Annotated in this window: 20 protein-coding genes; 4 read left to right on the top strand and 16 right to left on the bottom strand. The window is 69.7% G+C overall.

Annotated features, from left to right (window positions below; genetic code table 11):
* The first annotated feature begins 11 nt into the window (after positions 1-11).
* From BW971_RS06650 to BW971_RS06640, 3 genes are all read left to right on the top strand, one after another.
* On the top strand, positions 12-923 hold the full coding sequence (locus BW971_RS06650; protein ID WP_076477772.1) for a LysR family transcriptional regulator: 912 nt from the start codon (positions 12-14) through the stop codon (positions 921-923).
* A gap of 136 nt (positions 924-1,059) precedes the next feature.
* On the top strand, positions 1,060-2,058 hold the full coding sequence (locus tag BW971_RS06645; protein ID WP_076477770.1) for an AurF N-oxygenase family protein: 999 nt from the start codon (positions 1,060-1,062) through the stop codon (positions 2,056-2,058).
* Positions 2,059-2,190: 132 nt separating this feature from the next.
* On the top strand, positions 2,191-3,090 hold the full coding sequence (locus BW971_RS06640) for a YdcF family protein (RefSeq protein WP_083709387.1): 900 nt from the start codon (positions 2,191-2,193) through the stop codon (positions 3,088-3,090).
* A 26-nt stretch (positions 3,091-3,116) separates the two neighbouring features.
* Here BW971_RS06640 and BW971_RS06635 read toward each other — a convergent pair whose 3' ends face one another.
* From BW971_RS06635 to mihF, 9 genes are all read right to left on the bottom strand, one after another.
* Positions 3,117-4,487 (bottom strand): RsmB/NOP family class I SAM-dependent RNA methyltransferase, encoded by a 1,371-nt coding sequence (locus tag BW971_RS06635; protein WP_076477768.1) that lies wholly within the window; start codon positions 4,485-4,487, stop codon positions 3,117-3,119.
* Entirely contained in the window at positions 4,484-5,410 is a 927-nt protein-coding gene (locus BW971_RS06630; protein WP_076477766.1) for a methionyl-tRNA formyltransferase, read from the bottom strand. Before BW971_RS06630 ends, BW971_RS06635 begins: the two co-directional genes overlap by 4 nt.
* A complete protein-coding gene (gene def / locus BW971_RS06625) occupies positions 5,407-5,973 on the bottom strand; it encodes a peptide deformylase (RefSeq protein ID WP_076477764.1) in 567 nt (188 codons plus the stop codon). The genes BW971_RS06630 and def overlap by 4 nt, the downstream gene beginning before the upstream one ends.
* A 31-nt stretch (positions 5,974-6,004) precedes the next feature.
* Complete coding sequence (locus tag BW971_RS06620; protein ID WP_159441832.1) at positions 6,005-8,056, bottom strand: primosomal protein N'; 2,052 nt, start codon at positions 8,054-8,056, stop codon at positions 6,005-6,007.
* 31 nt (positions 8,057-8,087) lie between these two features.
* Positions 8,088-9,296: a methionine adenosyltransferase gene (gene metK, locus BW971_RS06615; protein WP_076477762.1), complete on the bottom strand. Its 1,209-nt coding sequence runs from the start codon at positions 9,294-9,296 to the stop codon at positions 8,088-8,090.
* A 196-nt stretch (positions 9,297-9,492) separates the two neighbouring features.
* Positions 9,493-10,800, bottom strand: coding sequence for a bifunctional phosphopantothenoylcysteine decarboxylase/phosphopantothenate--cysteine ligase CoaBC (gene coaBC, locus BW971_RS06610; protein WP_076477760.1), 1,308 nt, complete (start codon positions 10,798-10,800; stop codon positions 9,493-9,495).
* Positions 10,801-10,825: 25 nt separating this feature from the next.
* Positions 10,826-11,125 carry a DNA-directed RNA polymerase subunit omega gene (rpoZ, locus tag BW971_RS06605; protein WP_083709464.1) on the bottom strand — a complete coding sequence of 100 codons (300 nt, stop codon included), beginning with the start codon at positions 11,123-11,125 and terminating at the stop codon, positions 10,826-10,828.
* A 116-nt stretch (positions 11,126-11,241) separates the two neighbouring features.
* Positions 11,242-11,886 (bottom strand): guanylate kinase, encoded by a 645-nt coding sequence (gene gmk / locus BW971_RS06600; RefSeq protein WP_200799371.1) that lies wholly within the window; start codon positions 11,884-11,886, stop codon positions 11,242-11,244.
* Between the two features lie 57 nt (positions 11,887-11,943).
* Positions 11,944-12,261, bottom strand: coding sequence for an integration host factor, actinobacterial type (gene mihF, locus BW971_RS06595; protein WP_076477758.1), 318 nt, complete (start codon positions 12,259-12,261; stop codon positions 11,944-11,946).
* Positions 12,262-12,748: 487 nt separating this feature from the next.
* Here mihF and BW971_RS06590 point away from each other — a divergent pair, with 487 nt between their 5' ends.
* The gene (locus tag BW971_RS06590; RefSeq protein ID WP_076477756.1) at positions 12,749-13,939 is read left to right on the top strand and encodes an alpha/beta hydrolase; all 1,191 of its coding nucleotides are present in this window, start codon (positions 12,749-12,751) and stop codon (positions 13,937-13,939) included.
* On the opposite strand, the gene pyrF is transcribed toward BW971_RS06590, so the two are convergent.
* The 7 genes from pyrF to pyrR are packed head-to-tail and all read right to left on the bottom strand — an operon-like array spanning position 13,936 to position 22,650.
* Positions 13,936-14,763, bottom strand: coding sequence for an orotidine-5'-phosphate decarboxylase (pyrF, locus tag BW971_RS06585; RefSeq protein WP_076477754.1), 828 nt, complete (start codon positions 14,761-14,763; stop codon positions 13,936-13,938). The two genes, BW971_RS06590 and pyrF, sit on opposite strands and share 4 nt — an antisense overlap.
* On the bottom strand, positions 14,760-18,104 hold the full coding sequence (gene carB / locus BW971_RS06580) for a carbamoyl-phosphate synthase large subunit (RefSeq protein ID WP_076477752.1): 3,345 nt from the start codon (positions 18,102-18,104) through the stop codon (positions 14,760-14,762). The genes pyrF and carB overlap by 4 nt, the downstream gene beginning before the upstream one ends.
* Positions 18,104-19,258 (bottom strand): glutamine-hydrolyzing carbamoyl-phosphate synthase small subunit, encoded by a 1,155-nt coding sequence (gene carA / locus BW971_RS06575; protein WP_076477750.1) that lies wholly within the window; start codon positions 19,256-19,258, stop codon positions 18,104-18,106. The genes carB and carA overlap by 1 nt, the downstream gene beginning before the upstream one ends.
* Complete coding sequence (locus BW971_RS06570; protein ID WP_076478251.1) at positions 19,255-19,791, bottom strand: PH-like domain-containing protein; 537 nt, start codon at positions 19,789-19,791, stop codon at positions 19,255-19,257. Before BW971_RS06570 ends, carA begins: the two co-directional genes overlap by 4 nt.
* Positions 19,788-21,101, bottom strand: a complete 1,314-nt coding sequence (locus BW971_RS06565; protein ID WP_076477748.1) for a dihydroorotase — start codon at positions 21,099-21,101, stop codon at positions 19,788-19,790. The genes BW971_RS06570 and BW971_RS06565 overlap by 4 nt, the downstream gene beginning before the upstream one ends.
* Entirely contained in the window at positions 21,098-22,042 is a 945-nt protein-coding gene (locus tag BW971_RS06560) for an aspartate carbamoyltransferase catalytic subunit (protein WP_076477746.1), read from the bottom strand. The genes BW971_RS06565 and BW971_RS06560 overlap by 4 nt, the downstream gene beginning before the upstream one ends.
* Complete coding sequence (gene pyrR, locus BW971_RS06555; protein WP_076477744.1) at positions 22,042-22,650, bottom strand: bifunctional pyr operon transcriptional regulator/uracil phosphoribosyltransferase PyrR; 609 nt, start codon at positions 22,648-22,650, stop codon at positions 22,042-22,044. Before pyrR ends, BW971_RS06560 begins: the two co-directional genes overlap by 1 nt.
* Positions 22,651-22,723 lie beyond the last annotated feature (73 nt).

The following is a 22,723-nucleotide window of genomic DNA, read 5'->3' as shown; positions in this document are numbered from 1 at the left end:
GGGCGTGCATCGTGTACACCAGACAGGTCGAGTACGCGATCGCCGTCGCCGACGAGTTGAACTTCACCCGGGCCGCGCAACGCGTCTACGCGGGGCAGTCGACGGTCTCGGCAGGCGTGCGGGCGTTGGAGAAGGAACTCGGCACCGCCCTGTTCGAGCGTGATCAGCGCAGCGTACGGATCACCCCGGCGGGCGAGGCCGTGCTCCCCGCGTTGCGCGAACTCGCCGACGCCGAGGCGCGCGCCAAGACCGCCGCCGACCCCGGGGGTGAGCTGCGGGGCGAATTGCGGATCGGGGTGTTCTCCAGCGTCAGCTACCTCGTGATCCCGCAGGTCATCGGCGCCTTCCATCGCGCCCACCCGCGCGTGGATCTGCGCCTGCGCGCCGCCCCCGGTGGCTCGGGAGAACTCGCCGACGCGGTTCGGCGTGGTCGGCTCGATCTCAGTCTCTTCGGACTCCCTGCCGTCGCAGCACCCGGCCTGGCCGTGCACCGGCTCGCGACCACCCCGTATCGAGTCCTCCTCCCGGTGGGTCATGCGCTGGCCCGGCGCAACGAGGTACGGCTCGCCGACCTCGCGGGTGAGCGCTTCGTGGACTCCCCCGTCGGCTTCGGGAACCGCGACGTTTTGGACAGTGCGCTGCACGCACGGGGCATCGTGCGGGACATCCGAGCGGAGGTGACCGAGACGGGGGCCATTCCCCCTTTTGTCGCGGTCGGCCTCGGCATCGCCCTGCTCCCCCGGCTGTTGATCCCCCCGAGCGAGGGGATCGTGTCCGTCGAGCTCGTCGAACGCATCGACTGGGAGTTCAACGTGATCTCCCGCGACGGTCCGGGCGAAGCGGTTGCGGCACTGCTCGACGAGTTTCTCGCCGCCTACTCACGACCGCCTGTGGCAGCCCGACTCGGCCGAGAGGGACGGTGACCGCGCCTGAGGTCGACCGATGTATCAACCGCCGTTGTTCTGCCAACAACCATTGACACGATCGCCAGCTGTTACGTAGCGTCACACCTAACTCGATCGCGGTGACGGTCCGCGGTGTGGCCGAAGGGATGGACAGATGTCGCAGGCAGTCGCATACGTACCCAGCACACCCGAACCCGAACCCAGCGACTACGGCCAACTGGTCGACGACCTCTCCGCGGCGTCGGTGCACCGCAGCTTCGACCCCTACATCGACATCGCCTGGGATGCCCCGGACATGGCGGTCGTCGAGGACGACAATCGCTGGATCCTGTCGTCGACCGTCGATCCGGTCGGCCGTGACGAGTGGTATGTCGACCTGCCGCGCGACAAGCAGATCGAGGTCGGCATGTGGCGGCAGGCCAACGTGGCCCGAGTCGGGCTGCAGTTCGAGTCGATGCTCATCCGTGGTCTGATGCAGTACAGCTTCAGCCTCCCCAACGGCGCGCGCGAGTTCCGCTACACCACGCACGAGGCCAAAGAAGAGTGCAACCACACGCTGATGTTCCAGGAGATGGTCAACCGGATCGGGATGGACGTGCCCGGCGCCCCGAAGATCATCCGCCGCATCTCCCCGCTCGTCCCGCTGACCTCCACGATCTTCCCCACCGTGTTCTTCTTCATGGTGCTCGGTGGCGAGGAACCCATCGACCACCTGCAGAAGGACTTCCTGCGCGAGGAGCGCAACCTGCACCCGGTGATGGCAGCGGTCATGCAGTTGCACGTGGCCGAGGAGGCCCGGCACATCTCGTTCGCCCACCATCTGTTGCGTGACACCGTGCCCACCAAGAACGCCGCACAACGGTTCGCGCTGTCGCTGCTGGTGCCGGTCATCATGCGCACGATGGCGGCGATGATCATGGTGCCGCCGAAGGAGTTCCGTCGCCGTTTCGACGTGCCACGGTCGGTGATGCGGAGCATGTTCTGGCAGTCGCCGGAGTCGGCCCGCCTGCTGCGCGACATCTTCGGCGACGTCCGGATGCTCACCGAACAGTGCGGTCTGATGAACCCGGTGTCGCGTCGCGTGTGGTCGGCGCTGGGCATCGGTGGTCGGCCGTCGCGGTTCCGCAGCGAACCCGCGTACTCCGCCGCCTGAACCCCGACTCCCCCGGGGAGATCTGTCACGTCTGTCACATGCGAACCCTGCGCAACTCACGTATCGCCGCTACCGTGGAGCCGCCGGCCGCGGCCGGCTCTCGGATCAGCGCACCGCAGGAGACCGCATCTCATGTCCCGGACCACTCGGCGAGGTAGCCCGACGATCTCCCTCATCCGCCGTCTCACGTTCCTCCTCGCGACCACCGTCGTCGTGACGCTCATCGCGACGGGCGTGGCCGCCGCACCGGCGTCGGCCGCTCCGCCCTCGGCAGCGCTCTATGCGACCGCCAAACGTGCGCTCGCGGCCGGCAACGGCCCGGCCGCGACAGCCGCTCTCGGCACCCTGCTGGCGACCGATCCGACCAACGCCAAGGCACTGGCCCTACGCGCGGTGAGCGCCGACTTCGGTTACGACTTCGTCACCAAGACGGATTCGCTGAACCGTCTCACCACGGTGGACTCCGCGCTGCGCGGCAGGGTCGACCGGATGTTGAACACCGTGGCGGACGTCGCATTGCGACCGCCCAACCCGTTCCCGGCCGTCGTCGGCCCGGGTACGGCCATCGTCATCCTGGGTTACGGGTTGCTGCCGAACGGTGCCATGCGCCCCGAACTGGTCGGCCGACTCGAGGCCGGACTGGTCCAGGCTCTGATGGCGCCCGCCTCGCCGATCATCGTCACCGGCGGTAACCCGCACAACGGCATCACCGAGGCGGCCGCGATGAAGGCATGGTTGGCCGGACACCTCGTGCCGACCGGCCGTATCCATGCCGAGAGCAAGGCGCCGTCCACGGTCGGCAACGCCATCGACTCCACCGCACTCATGCGGACCATCGGGGCGTCGAACGCCGTGCTGGTGTCCGACCCCGACCACGTACGTCGCGCGACAGTCGATTTCATCACCGCGGGTACTGCCGTGGTCGGTGCGATGTCGACTCTCAACGGCTACTTCCAGCAGGTGCTGCCGGTGTTGCCGAAGAGCGAGCAGCGCAGCATGTACGTCGACGGGGCGTCGGTGCTCGGTCTGTGACGTGTGGTCCGACGACCACGGTGCACTCAAACCGCCCTGCGCAGCACCGCGAGGAACATCGCGTCGGTACCGTGCCGGTGCGGCCACAGCTGCACGGTCAGCCCGTCACCCAGGTCGGGTGCGGGGACCAGCTCACGGGCGTCGAGCAGCTCCACGGCCGGATGCTCGGCCAGGACCTCATCCAGCACCCCGCGGGTCTCGTCGAGGTGTGGTGAACACGTCGAATAGGCCACCACGCCACCGGGCCGCGCCAAGCCCAGTGCCGCGGTGAGCAGTTCGCGCTGCAAGACCACCAGATCGGCCACGTCGGCGGGACGTCGGCGCCAGCGCGCCTCCGGTCGGCGCCGCAACGATCCCAACCCGGTGCACGGCGCATCCACCAGCACGCGGTCGAACCCGGGTTCCAGACCGGGATCGCGGCCGTCACCGACCATCACCGTGACCGGCAGGTCGCGGACCGCGGAACGGACCAGCTCGGCCCGGTGTTCGGCGATCTCCACGGCGTCGACCCGCGCGCCGGCGATGTCCGCCAGTGCACCGAGCATCGCGGCCTTGCCACCGGGCCCGGCACAGAGATCCAGCCACCGTCCGGTGTCCTCGCCCACGGTCGGCGCCAGTGAGAGCGCCCGCGCTACCAGTTGACTGCCCTCGTCCTGTACCCGTGCCCACCCCTCGCGGACGGCCTCCAGCGCGCCGGGATCACCGCCGGCGAGGTACACCGCGTACGGCGACAGCGTTCCGACCTCGCCGTCGCTGGTCAGCGCGAGTTCCTCGGCGGTGATCATCCCGGGCAGCGCGGCCAGGTGCACCGGTGGACGCTCGTCGTCGGCGGCCAACAGCGCCTGCAGTTGTCCGGCCGAACCGCCCAGCGCGTCGGAGAACACCTGGGCGATCCATCGCGGGTGGGCGTACTGGAACGCGAGGTGCCCGATCACGTCGTCGGCGATCGGCGGGGCCAGTTGGTCGATCCACAGCTCTTCGTCGCGCTGAGAGACCTTGCGCAACACCGCGTTGACGAAACCCGCCGGTCCCTGCCCCATCTCGGATCGGATCAGATCCACCGACGTGGACACCGCGGCGTGCGCCCCGATACGGGTCCGCAACAGTTGGTACGAGCCCAACCTCAGCACGTCGAGCACCGGACCGTCGATGTCGGCGACCGGACGGTCTGCGGCGGAGGCGATGATCTGATCGAGAATTCCGGTCGCCCGGGCGGTGCCGTAGGCGAGTTCGGTGGCCAGGGCGGCGTCACGGCCGGTGATCTGCCGCTCACGCAAGAGCTTCGGCAACACCAGGTTGGCGTAGGCGTCGCGTTCGCGGATCGCGCGCAGGGTGTCACGGGCGGCGGCCCGAGGTTGATCGACCGCCTTGTCCCGGAGGTGGGCGGGGCGGCTCACCGGAACACCAGACCGTCCGTGTCGCCCAGGCCGCGGGCCCAGTCGGCCGCGGCCATCCGCTTCTTACCCGGGGCCTGCACCTCACCGAGACGCACCGGCCGGTCGGCGGTGCCCACGGTGACCGCGTTCTTGCGCACCAGCACGGCCCCCGCGGGCAGCGGGTCGTCCTCGATGGCGGTCACCGGGCCGATCTTCACCCGCAGGTCGTCGAGCATGGTCCATGCCCCGGGGTCGGGGGTCATGGCGCGGACATGGCGATCCACCAGATGCGCGGGCAGGTCCCAACGCACCCGCGCCGACTCCACGGAGATCTTGGGGGCCAGGCTCACCCCGTCGCGGGACTGCGGAACCGCGGCCAGCTCGCCGCCCTCGATGCCGTCGAGGGTCGACTCCAGGAGCCGGGCCCCGGTGTCGGCAAGCCGCATGAGCAGGGCGCCGCTGGTGTCGTCGGCGACGATCCGTTCGGTCACCACCCCGAACACCGGTCCGGTGTCCAGACCTGCCTCGATCTGGAAGGTCGAGGCCCCGGTCATGGTGTCGCCCGCGGCGATGGCCGCCTGCACCGGAGCGGCCCCGCGCCAGGCCGGGAGGATGGAGAAGTGCAGATTGATCCAACCGTGCGGTGGCAGCACCAACGCCTCGGCGGGCACCAATCCGCCGTAGGCGACCACCGGACAACAGTCCGGGGCCCACTGCTGCAGCCGCGTGAGCGCGTCCGGATCGGACAGCTTCTGCGGGGTGATGACGTCGATGGCGTGGTCGTCGGCGAGAGCGGCCACCGGCGACCGCGACGTCTTGCGCCCGCGCCCGGCGGCCGCGTCGGGCCTGCTGATCACTCCGACCACCTCGTGCCGGTCCGATGCGATGAGCGCCCGCAGCGCGGGGACGGCGGCCACCGGGGTGCCCGCGAAGACGAGTCTCATTCGGCGGACACCGGACGCCCCACCCGCACGGTCGGGTGCCGTTCGGGATCGACGGTCACCCGTTCGCCTGCGGCGAACCAGTCGGATCCGCGGATCACCCGCATCGCCTCCCGCCGGACGTCCGGGTCGAGCCGCTGCAGATACAGCACCCCGTCGAGGTGATCGGTCTCGTGCTGCACACAGCGGGCCATGATGCCCTCGACCTCCAGCGCGACCGGCGCGCCGTCGGCGTCGAGGCCGTGGGCGAGCACTCGCTCCGCGCGCGTGCAGGGCGCTCGGACGCCGGGGATCGACAGACAGCCCTCGTCGTCGGTCTGGGTGTCGTCGTCGACCACCTCCCACACCGGGTTGACGATGTGCCCGGTCATGCCGCCGCATTCGTAGACGAACACGCGGGCGTCCACACCGACCTGCGGCGCGGCCAGACCCGCACCGTGGAACTCGCGCATGGTGTCGGTCATGTCCTCGACGAGGCGGTGGAGTTCGGGTCCGAAGTCGGTCACCTCGGCGGCCCGGGTGCGCAGCACCGGGTCGCCGAAGAGCCTGATGGGGAGTACAGCCACAGGGTCACAGCCTACCGACCGGTCGCGGACGTCAGCCCACGTCGGGTGGGTCGACCTGCACCCGCAGGCTCAGACCGTCGTGGTGGGCGCCGCGGATCGCCTGCGCGGTCTGCAGGGCGGCCGCCAGTTCTCGTCCGTGTCGACGGTCCACCCGCACCAGCACGCGTTCCACGTCGTCGCGGTTCTCGCTTCCGGCAGGCGGTCGGGCCCCCGGTGGCAGCGCCACCGGCCCCAACCGCTCCGCCCCTGGGGGCAATTCGAGGGTGTCGGTGAACGTGACGACGGCGGCGGCGTCGCCGTCGACGGCGGCCATGGTGACCGCGGGCGGGAACCCCAGCTCGGCGCGTTGCAGCACCTCACGTTCGGCGAACCCGACGGGATCCCAACGGATCACCGCCTGCACCACCGGAAGTCCCGCGTCGGCGACGATGACCATCGTGCCGCCGTCGCGATGGCCGCGCACCAACGCGGCGGTGTTCAGCCACCGGCGTACCGCGTCCTCTCCCGCACGTAGTTCGGCACGGTCGAGCTGCGCCCAGGTGTCCAGGAGTACCGCCGCGCCGTATCCACCGGCGACCCAGGGTTCGGCACCCGGGGTCGCGACCACCACCCGCGCACCGGGTTCGGTGCTGTCCGCGATCCTGTCGCCGCCGGAGGTGAGGACGGGAACACCGGGAAACGCGCGGCCCAGTTCCTCCGCGGTACGCCGGGCTCCGGTGGCACCGGCCCGCACGGTCGTCGAACCGCAGTGCGCACAGCGGAACCCGGGATCGGCGCGACCGCACCACCGACAGGTCAACGGTTGGTCGGGACCGGCTGACTGCAACGGCCCGTGACAGTGTCGGCAGCGGGCCGGCTCCCGGCAGCGCGCGCACAGCAGCGACGGCAGGTACCCGCGGCGGGGCACGCTGAACAGCACCGGGGTGTCGGCGGCCAACGCGGCGCGCGCGGCGTCGAATGCGAGACCGGGGATGCGTGCCGACATGGCCAGCGGGTCCCGGGCCACCCGCCGGTCCTCGTCACTGAGTGCGGTCACCCGAGGGGTGCGGTCGCGCACGATCGTGCGGCGCGGCAGCAGATCGTGCGCCCACCCGGCGGTGACCAGGGTGTGGGCCTCCGCGGTGCGGGCGAAGCCGCCGATGAGCAGACCGCAGCGACTGCCGTGCGACCGCAGCACCCCGACCTCGCGGGGATGCGGATACGGCGACCGCGGCTCGTACATGCTGGGATCACCGTCGTCCCAGATCACCACCAACCCGACGTCGGGGACCGGTGCGAACACCGCACTGCGGGTACCGATGACCACTGGACTGTGCCCCCGCAGCGCACGCAACCAGCGGCGGTACCGAGCCGACGGGCCCAATCCGGCCGACAGCGCGACCACCCGGTCGCCGAGCAGTGCCTCCGTGGCCGCCGCCACCCGGTCGAGATCGCGCTGATCCGGCACCACGACCACCACCCCGCGCCCGCCGCGCACGGTGACCGCGGCGAGTTCGGCGAGGCGTGCAGGCCAGTCCTCACCGGGTGCGGCCTGCCAGACCGCCCGCGGGAAAGCTCCGGCGACCACCGATTCGGCGAATCGATCGGCATGGTCATAGGCGTCCCAGGCCGACAGATCCACCTCGACCCCGGCGGTTGCGCCAGCGTCGACACCGACGGATTCGTCGACCTTGGGTTCGGCGGACTCGGTCCGTGCGTGCCGCGGGGGGATGGCCAGGCGCAGCACGTCACCCATCGACCCGGCGTAACGATCGGCCGTGGCGCGCGCCAGCCGCGCGATCTCCGGCGTGAGCACCGGCTCGGGTGAGACCACCCGGTCCAACCAGGCCAATGTGCCCGCGTGATCGGTGTCGTCCCGACGCTCCAGCAGGAACCCGTCGACCAGTCGGCCCGCGAAGCGCACCCGCACCCGCACCCCGGGTCGAGCCTCGATGTCCTGATCGGAGTCGACGCGGTAGTCGAACGCCCGGTCCAGGTGAGACAACCCGAGTAGGGGCAGCACCCGCGCGACCGATTGGTGGGGCGCCGGTGACCGGCCGGCCGGATCGGTCACCGCGTCGCGCCCGGCAGCGGCGGTACTCATCGGCTGCTGACGGGACGACGGGATGACGGCGTCAGGCGCCCGCGGCCGCCTTCAGCTTGTCGGCGCGATCCGTGTTCTCCCACGGCAGATCCAGGTCGGTGCGACCGAAATGGCCGTACGCGGCAGTCGGACCGTAGATGGGCCGCAACAGGTCGAGATCGCGGACGATGGCGCCGGGCCGCAGGTCGAAGACCTCACCGATGGCCTGTGCGATCTTCTCCGGGGCGACGGTCTCGGTACCGAAGGTCTCGACGAACAGACCCACGGGAGCGGCCTTGCCGATGGCGTAGGCGACCTGCACCTCGACCCGATCGGCGAGTCCGGCCGCCACCACGTTCTTCGCGACCCAGCGCATCGCGTATGCGGCACTGCGGTCGACCTTCGACGGGTCCTTACCGGAGAACGCACCGCCACCGTGGCGGGCCATGCCGCCGTAGGTGTCGACGATGATCTTGCGGCCGGTCAGACCCGCGTCACCCATCGGACCACCGAGAACGAACTTGCCGGTCGGGTTGACCAGCAGGCGGATGTCGGAGGTGTCCAGGTCCGGCAGGTCGAGGTCGGCGAGGACCGCGTCGACGACATGGGTGCGGATGTCCGGGGTCAGCATGTTGTCGAGGTCGATGTCGGCGGCATGCTGGGTGGACAGCACCACGGTGTCCAGCCGGACCGGCTTGTCACCCTCGTATTCGATGGTGACCTGGGTCTTGCCGTCCGGGCGCAGGTACGGCAGCGTGCCGTTCTTGCGGACCTCGGTCAGCTTGCGCGACAGCCGATGGGCCAGCGCGATCGGGACCGGCATGAACTCCGGGGTCTCGTTGGTGGCGTACCCGAACATCAGGCCCTGGTCGCCGGCGCCCTGCTTGTCGATCTCGTCCGTCTCACCGCCGACACGAGCCTCGTAGGCGTTGTCCACGCCCTGCGCGATGTCGGGCGACTGCGCACCGATGGCCACGTTGACCCCCGCGGTCGCACCGTCGAAGCCCTTCGCCGACGAGTCGTAACCGATCTCCAGGATCTTCTCGCGGACGATCCTGGGGATGTCGGCGTAGGCAGAGGTCGTGACCTCACCGGCCACGTGTACCTGTCCGGTGGTGACCAGGGTCTCCACGGCCACGCGGGACGTGGGGTCCTCGGCGAGCAGGGCGTCCAGGATCGAGTCGCTGATCGCATCGCAGAGCTTGTCGGGGTGTCCCTCGGTGACGGACTCACTGGTGAAGAGCCGGGAATCGGTGGTCATCGCTTCCTTCCGAACTGGGTCGCACGCGGGTGTGCGCTGGGGTGGGTCGTGGGTGGCCGGTACGCCCCCGCTGTGTGGAGGTGTCGCCTGCAGCAGCGTGCACGGTCCCCCGGCGGCTGACACCACAACTTACACACGGGGGGTGACATCGTCGTCGTGCAGGTGGTGGCCGATTGCCGAGGGAACGGGCCGCTGATCAGCTACATCGTTCGTCGCCGAGAACCGAGGCGACAGCGTCAAGGATTCTGCTCGCCATGAGTGTTTTCGGTCCCAACGGCAGCGCGGTCTCCTGACCGTCGGCGGTCAGTATCCACCCGGTGTTGTCATCGGTGCCGAAAGCCTTGCCCTCGCCCACCGCGTTGACCACCAGCAGATCGCACCCCTTGCGCGCCAGCTTCGCGCGTCCGTGGTCGAGGACACCGCCGTGGTCGTCACCCGTCTCGGCCGCGAACCCCACGATCACCGTCTGTGCGTCCAGGGCGCCGTCGTGACGGGCGGAGACCAACTCGCGGAGGATGTCGGGATTGGTGGTCAGCTCGATCGGGGCCGGGCCGGTGTCGTTCTTCTTGATCTTGGCGTCGGCCACGGTGACGGGCCGGAAGTCGGCGACCGCGGCAGCCATCACCACCACATCCGCCTCATGGGCGCGTTTGAGCATCTCGGTGGTGAGCTCGGCCGCCGTGCGGATCCGGATCACCTCCACCGCGGACGGGTCCGCCAGGCCGCTCACCGATCCGGCGACGAGGGTCACCTGCGCTCCCCGCTGCGCGGCTGCCCGTGCGATCGCGTATCCCTGTTTGCCGGAGCTGCGATTTCCTAGGTACCGCACCGGGTCGAGAGCCTCACGGGTGCCGCCCGCGCTCACCAGGACCCGCACTCCCTCCAGGTCGCGGACCAGGGCGTCGGACCGGTTGAGCAACAGCTCCCCGAGCAACGCGATCTCATCGGCCTCGGGGAGCCGACCGGCACCACTGTCGGCGCCGGTGAGCCGACCCGACGCCGGGGTGACCACGGTGGCCCCGTCGGCCCGCAGTGCGGCGACGTTGCGCGTGGTGGCGGGGTGCTGCCACATCTCGGTGTGCATGGCGGGCACGAACATCACCGGACAGGTGGCGGTGAGGAGAGTGGCGGTGAGGAGGTCGTCGGCGCGCCCCTGCGCGGCTCGGGCCAGCAGGTCGGCGGTCGCCGGCGCGACGATCACCAGATCGGCCTCGCGTCCTATCCGGACGTGCGCGACCTGGTCAACGTCGTCGAAGACGTCGGTGGTCACCGGGTTCCCGCTGAGCGCCTCGAACGTCGCGGCGCCGACGAATTCCAGCGCGTTGGCGGTGGGGATCACCCGGACGTCGTGGCCGGCCTCGGTGAAGTGGCGGATCACCGAGCAGACCTTGTAGGCGGCGATACCGCCGCCCACGCCGATCACGATGCGGAGCCGGCGGATGCCCGTGGGTACCCGCTCACCGACCCCCGACTGCACAGGTCCCACACTGCTCCGCTCGGTCATCACCGCTGGTGGACGCTGCTCGGCGTTACTCGCCCTCGGTGTGCTCGAGGAGGTCGGCGTGGATCTCGCGCATGGCGATCGACAGCGGCTTCTCCTGCAGACCCGGCTCCACCAACGGGCCGACGTATTCGAGGATGCCGTCGCCGAGCTGGTTGTAGTAGTCGTTGATCTGACGGGCGCGCTTGGCCGCGTAGATCACCAGCGCGTACTTCGACGAGGCGCGGTCGAGCAGGTCGTCGATCGGTGGGTTGGTGATACCCAGCGGGGTGTCGTACGCGGGCGCGTCGATGATCTCGGCGGGCAGGTCGATGCCGTGGATGTCGATGCTGTCGAGGTTCGGGCTGCTCACGCGTTCTCCTAGTTGTTGCTGTTCGTGCGCACTCTGGGTGCTGGTGGTGCGACCGTGTGCCGGTCGCACATCAGTGGAGTGGAGGTCGGGGTTCAGGCGTCCGGTGCTGCGATCCGCGAGTCGGCGACCACCGATTCCGGCCGGGTCGCAGGTCCGACCAGCAAGGATAGCAACTCATGCGCCACCCGGTCGACTTCGTCGTTGACGATGACCAGGTCGAACTGGTCGGCGACGGCCAATTCCTCGCGAGCGGTCTGCAACCGTCGCTCCACCGCCGCCGGGTCTTCGGTGCCCCGACCGTTCAACCGAGCGACCAGTTCCTCCCAGCTCGGCGGGGTGAGGAACACCGTCACCGCCTCGGGCAGTCGATCGCGCACGTTGCGCGCACCGGCCAGATCGACCTCCACCAGGGTGGGTGTGCCCGCGGCCAGCGCGTCGAGCACCGGTCGGCGTGGCGTCCCCGAGCGTTGCAGTCCGCCGTGGATCTCAGCCCATTCCAGTAGATCGTGGGCGGCGATCATCTCGTCGAACCGTTCGGGGCTGACGAAGTGATAGTCGCGCCCGTCCACCTCGTCGACTCGCGGCTTGCGGGTGGTGACCGAGACACTGAAGAACAGGCTCGGCAGCAATTGCCGGAGTCGGGTCACCACGCTGGACTTACCGACGGCGGAGGGGCCGACCAGTACGACCAGTCGACCCCTCGTCACGTCTGCGGACGCCGCCGGTCCGGTGCTCACCGCCGAGGTCCGTCGGAACGCCCGGACCGGGCTGACGCGCAGATCACCGGGCGTCTCTCAGGCCTGGTCGAACTTGTCCAGCAGGGCCTTGCGCTGGCGATCGCCGAGGCCGCGCAGGCGGCGTGTCGGGGCGATCTCCAGTTCGGTCATGATCTCCTGCGCTTTGACCTTGCCCACCTTGGGCAGGGCCTCGAGCAGGGCCGACACCTTCATCTTGCCCAGGATCTCGTCGGTCTCGGCGTCCTTGAGAACCTGCTTGAGATCGGTGCCGCCGCGCTTCAGGCGCTCCTTGAGCTCCGCACGCGCCCGCCGAGCGGCAGCTGCCTTCTCCAACGCTGCAGCGCGCTGCTCGTCCGTCAACTGGGGAAGGGCCACGGTTCCTCCGTCTTTCGTGTCTTTCGCAACTGAACATCTGCTCAGACCTCGCCGGTCTGAGGGCATGTGGGCCGCCGGTGCGGCCGGGTCCGTCTCGGGTGGGCGGACCGCTGCCCGCAACGGGGCAGCGAAAGCGACCGTACCGACGTGAGCTGGGATTTGCGAGTCCCACCCCGGCAAACATGCACGCCAGGCGGTGTTGTAACGGGTCACCACGACCGGGATACCACCGATCTGCGTGGTGGGGACCCCGCGACGTCCCCGAGGACCTACCGCACGGTATCGGTGCAGCTCACAGCACCGGAGTGGCTCGGATACCGTCGCCACGACGACCGGACGGGGTTTGCCGCCGCCCGGCCGTCGGCGACCCGGGGACAGCCGTTTATTGTCGAGCCAACAGCGCGCCCCGCGTGTCGCGATTCCGCGACGGCATCCGGCGCATTCCCGGCGGGTGCCGCAGTGCCCCGCCCGACCCATCGGAGACACGATGTCCGTGCTCGATCGGCCGCGCCGACTGTTGGAACGGCTACCCGACCAGGCCCGCACGCTGTATTCACTCACGCTCGGCGACGGCATCCGTCCCGACGTACAGACCGAACACACCACCATCGCCGACGAACCGCTGCGCACCCTGCGCCGCTACGGCACCGAACAGCAACTCGCCGACGCCCGGTCCCGCGGTGCCTCCCCGGTGTTGCTGTTGCCCCCGCCCGCGGTGTCGGCCCGCTGCTACGACCTGTCACCGGAGACGTCGCTGGTGGCGCATCTGCTGGATACCGGTCGGATCCCCTACGTGCTCGACCACGGCGCGACCGGCAGCCGTGAGCACCGGCGCATCGGCTTCGAGGACTTCTTCGACGACATCATCCCGCAGGCCCTGGTGCGCGTCGCCGCCGATCACGGTTCGGCCACCGGCGGTGACGCGCACGCGGTGGACCTGGCCGCGTGGAGCCTGGGCGGCACCATCAGCCTGTTGACCGCGGCGGCCCGGCCGGATCTGCCGATCCGGTCGGTGACCGCCATCGGCACCCCACTGGACTACTCGGCGCTGCCCGGCTACCCGCTGTTGCGCGCGGTGAACAAGCCGACCGGTGGCATGGCCGTGACGGCCGTGCTGCGGACGCTGGGGGGTATCCCCGCCCCGGCGGTGCGGGTGGCCTACCGGGCCAGCGCCTGGCAGCGTGAGATACGTAAACCGGCGTACATCCTGTCCAACATCGACGACCACGCCACGTTGGCGCGCATGGAGGTCATCGACCGTTTCCAGGACTCGATGCTCGGCTACACCGGCCGGATGGCGGGCCAGATGTGGGGGCGGTTGATCTTCCGCGACGAGCTGGCCACCGGCGTGGTCACCATCGACGGCGCGCCGGTCGATCTGACGTCCATCACCGTGCCCATTCAGCTGTTCGGCAGCCATCGTGACGCCATCGTGTCGTGGGACGCGGCGCGGCACGGACTGGAGTTGTTCGGTAGCGCCGAGGAGGTGCACTTCACCACCGTGGAGACCAGCCATCTGGGGCTGATCGCCGGAGCCGACGCCGCCGAGCACACCTGGCCGCGGATCGACGCCTTCTACGACTCCCTGGATGCGCGGGGCGACCAACCCGACAGCGAGCCGATCGGCCACCACCCGGTCGGCGGGGACACCTCCGCCGACGAGTCATCGATCGGCTAGGGGCCCAGCGCACCCTCGACCTCGTCGCGGGTGCGCTCCACAGCCGCGTGCAATGCCGCGACGTCGGGGCCGTGTCGCAGGATGTCGCGGGAGCTGGCGGGCAGCACCCACCGGGTATCCGCACCGGCGAACACCTCGGGCAGGTCAGCGGCGCTCGCCCCCTGCGCGCCCAACCCGGGCGCCAGGATGGGCCCTCCGAACCGTGCCAGGTCCAGGCCGTGCGCCCGGGTCGCGCCCACCACGAGGCCGACCGAGGCACTGCCGTCCGCGTTCTCCCCTGCCGCCTCGTCGACGATCTGCTGGGCCACGGTCACCCCGGTCCCCATCACCCGCGCGGTCTGCACCCCGGTGCCGTCGGGGTTGGAGGTGCGGGCCAGGGTGAACACCGCGCCGTCGGCTGCGCGGGCCGCGCTCAGTGCCGGCGCCAGGGCGCCGAACCCCAGGTACGGCGACACCGTCACCGCATCCGCGCGCAGCGGCGAACCGTCGGCCAACCAGGCGGACGCGTAGGCGGCCATGGTCGACCCGATGTCCCCCCGCTTGGCGTCGGCGAGCACCAACGCTCCCCCGGCCCGGCAGGCCGCGATGAGATCCGCGAGCACCGCGAACCCGTCGGCACCGAACGGTTCGAAGAACGCCACCTGGGGCTTGACCACCGCGGCCGTCCCGGCGAACGCCTCGACGCAGATGTCCGCGAAGCGGCGCACCCCGTCGGCGTCCACCCCGAGACCCCAGGCGGTGAGCAGCTCCGGATGCGGGTCGACCCCGACGCAGAAGCGCCCGCGGGAGCCCACCGCATCGCGGTACCGCGCACCGAAGGTCACGACCCGATCATCGCCGAATGTCTGCGTTGTAGCGACAACACTCCGATGTCGCCGTCGATCGCCGCCTCGATGCCCTGTACCGCGGCGCTGGCACCCTGCACCGTGGTGATACACGGGATGCCCACCGACACAGCGGCGCTGCGTATCTCGTAACCGTCCACGCGTGGCCCGGAATTGCCGTAGGGGGTGTTGATGATGATCGCGACCTCACCGTCGCGGATCATGTCCACGATGGTCCGCTGCTCGGGGTCGTCCATCGCCTCGAAGTGCTTGCGTACGGTGGTGCAGGTGATCCCGTTGCGACGCAGCACATCCGCGGTTCCCTCGGTGGCCAACACCCGGAACCCGAGATCGGCCAACCGCTTCACGGGGAAGATCAGCGCCCGCTTGTCCTTGTTGGCCACCGACACGAAGACGCTACCGCTCAACGGCAGTGATCCGTAGGCGGCGGTCTGCGACTTGGCGAAGGCGCGGCCGAAATCGGCGTCGATACCCATCACCTCGCCGGTGGACTTCATCTCCGGGCTGAGCAGCGAGTCCACCCCGGTGCCATCGGCGCGACGGAACCGGTTGAACGGCAACACCGCCTCCTTCACCGAGACCGGCGAGTCGGCGGGCACCACCCCACCGTCACCCTCGGCGGGAAGCAGTCCCGCATCGCGGAGTTCGGCGATGCTGCTGCCCAGCATCACGCGGGCACAGGCCTTGGCCAACGGGACCGCGGTGGCCTTGGACACGAACGGCACCGTGCGGCTGGCGCGCGGGTTGGCTTCCAGCACGTAGAGGATGTCGTCCTTGAGCGCGTACTGGACGTTGAGCAGTCCGCGCACCCCGATCCCGGTGGCCAGTGCCTCTGTGGAGCGGCGAACCGTCTCGAGATCGGTACGGCCCAGGGTGATCGGTGGCAGCGCACAGGCCGAGTCACCGGAATGGATACCGGCCTCCTCGATGTGCTCCATCACGCCGCCGATGTAGACCCCGTCCCCGTCACAGAGGGCGTCGACGTCGATCTCCACCGCATCCTCGAGGAACCGGTCGACCAGCACCGGGTGCTCGGGGCTGAGCTCGGTGGCCCGGGAGATGTACCCCTCCAACGAACTCTCGTCGTAGACGATCTCCATCCCCCGACCACCGAGCACGTAGGACGGGCGCACCAACACCGGGTATCCGATCCGGGCGGCGATCTCACGTGCCTGGTCGAAGCTCGTCGCCGTCCCGAAGGCGGGGGCGGGCAGACCGGCCCGGGAGAGCACTTGCCCGAACTCTCCGCGATCCTCGGCGAGATCGATGGCCTCGGGCGACGTGCCGACGATCGGGACCCCGGCATCCTGCAGCCTGCGGGCCAACCCCAACGGTGTCTGACCGCCGAGTTGCACGATCACGCCGGCCACGGTGCCCGAGGCGGATTCCGCCCGGTACACCTCGTAGACGTCCTCGAAGGTCAACGGCTCGAAGTACAACCGGTCGGCGGTGTCGTAGTCGGTGGACACCGTCTCCGGGTTGCAGTTGACCATCACGGTCTCGTACCCGACCTCGCTGAGGGTCTGCGCGGCGTGCACACAGGAGTAGTCGAACTCGATGCCCTGACCGATCCGGTTGGGACCCGAACCGAGGATCAGCACCTTCGGTCGTTCGGTCTGCGGCGCCACCTCACTGGTCGCCGCGGGGTCGAGCTCGTAGGTCGAGTAGTGATACGGCGTCGCGGCCTCGAATTCGGCCGCGCAGGTGTCCACCGTCTTGTACACCGGGTGCACGTTCAGCTCGGCGCGCAGCTCCCGTACCGCGGTCTCGTCGGCGAGATCGGCACGCAGTGCGGCGATCTGGCGATCGGACAGCCCGTGTGACTTGGCCTCCCGCAGCAGCGTCTCGGCGAGGGTGTCGGCGTCACGGACGGCCGCCCCCACCTCGGCGATCCCGGCGATCTCGGCCAGGAACCACGGGTCGATGGCCGTGGCCCGGTAGAGGTCGTCGACTGTCGCGCCGCCGGCAAGGGCCTGCATCAGGCCGTAGAGCCTGCCGTCCTGCGGGGTCGACAGGTCTTCCAGCAACGCGGGGAGGTCGTCGACGGTGCGGTGGCCGTTCTGCCACCCCGGTTCGGTCCAGAAGCCGCCGGCCTTGGTCTCCAGTGACCGCATCACCTTGCCGAGGGCCTCGGCGAAGCTGCGCCCCAACGCCATCGCCTCGCCCACGGACTTCATGGTGGTGGTGAGGGTGTCGTCGGCCCCGGGGAACTTCTCGAAGGCGAACCGGGGAGCTTTCACCACCACGTAGTCCAGGGTCGGCTCGAAACACGCCGGGGTCTTGCGGGTGATGTCGTTGACGATCTCGTCGAGGCTGTAACCGACGGCAAGTTTGGCGGCGATCTTGGCGATCGGGAAGCCGGTGGCCTTGGACGCCAGGGCCGACGACCGCGACACCCGCGGGTTCATCTCGATGACCACGATGCGACCGTCGGTGGGGTCGACGGCGAACTGGATGTTGCAGCCGCCGGTGTCCACCCCCACCTCGCGCAGGATGTCGATGGACAGGTCACGCATCCGTTGGTATTCGCGGTCGGTCAGCGTCATCGCCGGGGCGACGGTCACCGAGTCGCCGGTGTGCACACCCACCGGGTCGACGTTCTCGATGGAACACACGACCACCACGTTGTCGCGGTTGTCGCGCATCAGCTCGAGCTCGTACTCCTTCCAGCCGAGGATGGACTCCTCGATGAGCACGTTCGCGGTGGGCGACGCGGCCAGACCACCGCCGGCGATCCGGTCCAGATCGGCGTCGTCGTAGGCCATCCCGGACCCCAGGCCACCCATGGTGAACGACGGGCGCACCACCACCGGGAATCCCAGCTCGGCCACGGTCTCACGGACCTGATCCATGTTGTGGCACACCCGCGAACGTGCGCTCTCGCCACCCACCTTCGCCACGATGTCCTTGAACATCTGCCGGTCCTCACCGCGCTGGATGGCGTCGAAGTCGGCGCCGATCAGCTCGATGTGATGCTTGGCCAGGATGCCACGATCATGCAGTGCCACCGCGGTGTTCAGCGCGGTCTGACCACCGAGGGTGGCCAGCACGGCCTGGATGGGGTGTCCGGCATCGCGTTCGGCCTCGATCACCTTCTCGACGTAGTCGGCGGTGATCGGCTCGATGTAGGTGGCGTCGGCGTATTCGGGGTCCGTCATGATCGTCGCCGGATTGGAGTTGACCAGGCTGACCCGCAGCCCCTCCGCCCGCAGCACCCGGCAGGCCTGCGTTCCGGAGTAGTCGAACTCACAGGCCTGACCGATGACGATCGGCCCGGAGCCGATGACGAGGACGTGCTCGATGTCGGTGCGGCGTGGCATCAGGCACGACCTTTCTGCATGAGAGCGGTGAATCGGTCGAACAGGTAGGCCGCATCGTGCGGCCCGGCCGCGGCCTCGGGGTGGTACTGCACCGAGAACGCGTGGCCGTCGACGAGTTCGACGCCTTCGACGGTGCCGTCGTTGGCACAGACGTGGCTGACCCGACCGCGTCCGAAGGCGGTGTCGAACTCCTCCCCGGCCTCGCCCTGCAGCGCGAAACCGTGGTTCTGGGCGGTGATCGAGACGGTGCCGGTGGCCACGTCGATGACCGGGATGTTGATGCCGCGGTGGCCGAAGGTCATCTTGAAGGTGTCGCGACCGAGCGCCCGGCCGAGGATCTGGTTGCCGAAACAGATTCCGAACAGCGGGATCCCGGCTCCGAGGACCTCACGGGTCAGCGCGATCGGACCGTCCGCGGTGGCCGGGTCGCCGGGTCCGTTGGACAGGAAGACCCCGTCGGGGGCCGCGTCCGCGATGGCGTCGAATCCGACGCTCGAGGGCAGCACATGGGTCCGCACGCCGCGTTCGGCGAACATGCGCGGGGTGTTGGTCTTGATGCCCAGGTCGATGGCCGCGACCGTGAACCGGTGTTCACCGATCGGCTCGATGACGTAACCCTCGTCGGTGCTGACCTCACCCGCCAGATCCGCGCCGGTCATCGGCTGCTGCCCGCGGACCCGCTCGAGCAACACGTCATGGTCGGCCAGCGCATCGCCGGAGAACACCCCGGCCCGCATCGACCCGTGTTCGCGCAACACCCGCACCACCGCCCGGGTGTCGATGCCCGAGATGCCGACCACGCCCTGCGAGTGCAGTTCGTCCGCAAGGCTAGTGGTGGCCCGCCAGTTGGACACCCGGCGGGTGGGGTTGCGCACGGCGTATCCGGCGACCCAGATCCGGCCGACGTCGTCGCCGCTCTGTCCGTCCGGCCCGGCGTACCGGCTCTCGCCGTCCTCGCGGTTCCAGCCGGTGTTGCCGATCTGCGGTGCGGTGGCGACCACGATCTGACGGTGATAGCTGGGGTCGGTGAGGGTTTCCTGGTATCCGGTCATGGCCGTGCAGAACACGGCCTCGCCCAGGGTCTGACCCTCGGCTCCGTAGGGCCTACCGGTGAATGTCTGCCCGTTCTCGAGCACCAAAAGGGCTGTGGTCACTGCTCGGTACCGTTCTCCTCGGCTGAATTGCTGTGTTCACGTTCGGGTCTCGTGGGGTCCAGTGCCACCCAGGAGGGGTAACGGGCCTTGTCGTCACCGCGGAAACCGGAGTCGATCTCGGTACCCGACGGCAGGACCCAGCGGATGACCAGCACACCGTCGGCGCTCATCACCTTGCCCGCCAACCCGCGTTCGGTGCGGATCGCGGTGATCGCCCCCACGGGGATCCAGATCGGGTTGGCCCCGCTGCGCGCGATGAGGATTCCCTGCGGGTATCGCGAGAGCTCCGCCGACGCGCGGTCGCCGTAGTCGCCCACGGCCACTCGGTCCTGCCAACTCGGTGCGATGGTCGAGCCGACGTAGAGGCCGGTGTCCGGGCCCACCAGCGGGGCGGGCAGGTCGGCGGGCGGTTCGGGGAATGCGCCGAGCGACTGTGCCTGCCTGCGTCCGCGGTTGCGCCACCCGCGCAGCATCAGCGCGACGACACCCGCCCAGGCGATGAGCACCACCACCACGATCAGGACCTCACTCATCGGCGCACGACCTCCGGCCACCGGACCTCGCCGTCAAGAGTGGTCACCGCACCGCGCAACACGGTGGCCACGACGGTGGCCGGCATCGTCATCCCCTGGAAGGGCGAGTTCTGCGACAGGCTGGCCAGTTCCGCGGACTCCACCACCCAGGACCGTTCGGGGTCGACGACGGTCAGGTTGGCCGGTTCGCCCACCGCGATCGGGCGGCCCTGGTCGGTCAACCCGACGATCTCGGCGGGCCGCTCACTCATCACGCGGGCCACGCCGCGCCAGTCGAGCAATCCGGTGTTCACCATGGTCTGCACCACGATCGGCAGCGACGTCTGCAGACCGAGCATGCCGGGGCGCGCGATGGCGAATTCGCAGCACTTCTCCTGTGCCGCATGGGGTGCGTGGTCGGTTGCCACACAGTCGACGGTGCCGTCGGCCAGTGCACCGGCCAACGCGGTGGTGTCGCGGATCTCGCGCAGCGGTGGGTTCACCTTGTTCACCGCGTCGTAGGTCTCCAGCCGGGAGTCGTCGAGCAGCAGATGGTGCGGGGTGACCTCCGCGGTGATCGCGATGCCCTGGGCCTTGGCCCAGCGCAGCAGCTGCACGGTGCCCTCCGTCGAGGCGTGGCAGATGTGCACCCGCGCACCGGCGTCCCGGGCCAGGATCGCGTCGCGCGCGACGATCGACTCCTCGGCCGACCGCGGCCAACCGGGCAGGCCGAGCCGGGACGCGGTGGCTCCCTCGTTGGCGATGGCACCGACGGTCAACCGGGGTTCCTCGGCGTGCTGGGCGATCAGCACACCGAGTCCCGAGGCGTATTCGAGTGCGCGACGCATGAGCAGCGGATCATCGACACACTTACCGTCGTCGCTGAAGACCCGCACCCTGCCCGCGCCCGCCGCCATCGCACCCATCTCCGACAACCGGGAGCCGCCCAGCCCCACGGTGATCGCTCCGACGGGGTGCACGTCGACCAGTCCGACCGCCTGCCCCTGCGCCCACACATGGTCGGTGACCACCGGTGAATCGGCGACCGGATCGGTGTTGGCCATCGCGAACACCGCGGTGAACCCGCCGAGTGCCGCTGCGGCCGAACCCGTCCCGATGGTCTCGGTGTCCTCGCGTCCGGGCTCGCGCAGGTGAGTGTGCAGATCGACGAGGCCCGGCAGCAGCACGCCGCCCGCCCCGTCGACGGTGTCGACGTCGTCGGGGGCGGTGAGACCCGGCCCGATCTCGGCGATGTCGCCGTCTCGGACGAGGACGTCCACCGGGTCGCCCTCACCGTAGGGGCGCACGGATGTGATCAACAGGTCGGTCATGCGCCGCCTCCCTCGGTTCCGACGAGCAACGAGAACAGGACCGCCATCCGCATGTGCACACCGTTGGAGACCTGTTGCAGCACGGCGGCTCTCGGGGAGTCGGCGACGTCGTAACCGATCTCCATTCCGCGCAGCATGGGCCCGGGGTGCAGCACCACCGCGTCGTCGGGCAGCAGTCGACCGCGGCGGTCGTTGAGCCCGTAGCGCACCGAGTACTCGCGTGCACTGGGGAAGAACCCGCCGTTCATGCGTTCGGCCTGGACCCGCAGCATCATCACCGCGTCGACGGTGGGCAACACCCGATCGAGGTCGTGGGAGACCTCCACCGGCCAGCTGCCGACGCCGACGGGCAACAAGGTCGGTGGGGCCACGAGAACGACCTCGGCGCCGAAGGTGCTCAGCAGTCGGGCGTTCGACCGGGCGACCCGGGAGTGCACGACGTCGCCGACGATGGCGATACGTCTGCCCTCGAGACCGCCGAGACGCTGCCGCAGGGTGAGTGCGTCGAGCAGGGCCTGGGTGGGATGTTCGTGGGTGCCGTCACCGGCGTTGATCACGGCCGGGCCCGCACCGTCGTCCTCGGCGGTCCATCGGGCGATCTGATGGGCGGCACCGGAGGCGGGGTGTCGGACGATGAGTGCGTCGGCGCCCGCCGCGTAGAGCGTCTTGGCGGTGTCGCGCAGCGACTCCCCCTTGTTGACCGACGAGCTCGACGCGCTGACGTTGATCACGTCGGCGCTCATCCATTTGCCCGCCACCTCGAACGACACCCGGGTGCGGGTGGAGTTCTCGTAGAACACCGTCATCACGGTGCGGCCACGCAGGGTGGGCAGTTTGCGGATCTCCCGCCCGAGGAGGGCCTGGGAGAACCGCTCGGCCTCGTCGAGCAGTCCGGTCGCCGTGTCCCGGTCGAGGTCGTCGACCGACAGCAGGTGCTTCATCACCGACCACCGTGGCCGTCGGCCTGTCCGCGCAGAACCACCTCGTCACGGCCGTCGTGCTCGGTGAGGTGCACCGCGACGTCCTCGCTGCGGGCGGTGGGGATGTTCTTGCCCACGTAGTCCGCGCGTAGCGGGAGTTCCCGATGGCCGCGGTCGACGAGGACGGCGAGCTGCACGGCGGCGGGTCGCCCCAGGTCGCGGAGGGCGTCGAGCGCCGCTCGCACGGTCCGGCCGGAGAACAGTACGTCGTCGACCAGGATGACGAGGGTGTTGTCGACACCGCCTGCGGGTACCGACGTCCGTTCCAGTGGACGGTGCGGCTTGGCGCGCAGGTCGTCGCGGTAGAGGGTGATGTCCAGCGATCCGACCGGCACATCCACCTGGGTGAAGTCCCGGATGTCGGCGGCCAGCCGATACGCGAGGGTGCTGCCCCGGGTGGGAATGCCGAGGATGACGACAGGACGGGCGTCCGGCGCGTCCAGGGCGGTCTTCTCGATCACCTGATGGGCGATCCGCGCCACGGTGCGACTGACGTCCGCGGCGTCGAGCAGTACGCGACCGGAGTCTGCGGAGTCGTCTGGTACGGAACCTGCTGGCGGCTGCGTCATATCGACCTCCTTCTCCGCCTCACGGGACGGATCGTTAAAGGATGTCTGTCTCGAGGTCGAGGTTAGCAGTCGG

This window comes from Williamsia sterculiae, assembly GCF_900156495.1.
In the GTDB taxonomy this organism is placed as follows: Bacteria; Actinomycetota; Actinomycetes; order Mycobacteriales; family Mycobacteriaceae; genus Williamsia_B; species Williamsia_B sterculiae.
This window is presented reverse-complemented; position numbering and strand designations above follow the sequence as displayed.

Coding starts and splice junctions, on each gene's coding strand:
- BW971_RS06565 (WP_076477748.1), bottom strand. CDS start 21,101: ATGACCGACCTGTTGATCACATCCGTGCGCCCCTACGGTGAGGGCGAC.
- BW971_RS06620 (WP_159441832.1), bottom strand. CDS start 8,056: ATGAGTACCGCCGCTGCCGGGCGCGACGCGGTGACCGATCCGGCCGGC.
- pyrR (WP_076477744.1), bottom strand. CDS start 22,650: ATGACGCAGCCGCCAGCAGGTTCCGTACCAGACGACTCCGCAGACTCC.
- BW971_RS06560 (WP_076477746.1), bottom strand. CDS start 22,042: ATGAAGCACCTGCTGTCGGTCGACGACCTCGACCGGGACACGGCGACC.
- BW971_RS06630 (WP_076477766.1), bottom strand. CDS start 5,410: ATGAGACTCGTCTTCGCGGGCACCCCGGTGGCCGCCGTCCCCGCGCTG.
- metK (WP_076477762.1), bottom strand. CDS start 9,296: ATGACCACCGATTCCCGGCTCTTCACCAGTGAGTCCGTCACCGAGGGA.
- carB (WP_076477752.1), bottom strand. CDS start 18,104: ATGCCACGCCGCACCGACATCGAGCACGTCCTCGTCATCGGCTCCGGG.
- BW971_RS06640 (WP_083709387.1), top strand. CDS start 2,191: ATGTCCCGGACCACTCGGCGAGGTAGCCCGACGATCTCCCTCATCCGC.
- coaBC (WP_076477760.1), bottom strand. CDS start 10,800: ATGACCGAGCGGAGCAGTGTGGGACCTGTGCAGTCGGGGGTCGGTGAG.
- BW971_RS06590 (WP_076477756.1), top strand. CDS start 12,749: ATGTCCGTGCTCGATCGGCCGCGCCGACTGTTGGAACGGCTACCCGAC.
- BW971_RS06645 (WP_076477770.1), top strand. CDS start 1,060: ATGTCGCAGGCAGTCGCATACGTACCCAGCACACCCGAACCCGAACCC.
- BW971_RS06570 (WP_076478251.1), bottom strand. CDS start 19,791: ATGAGTGAGGTCCTGATCGTGGTGGTGGTGCTCATCGCCTGGGCGGGT.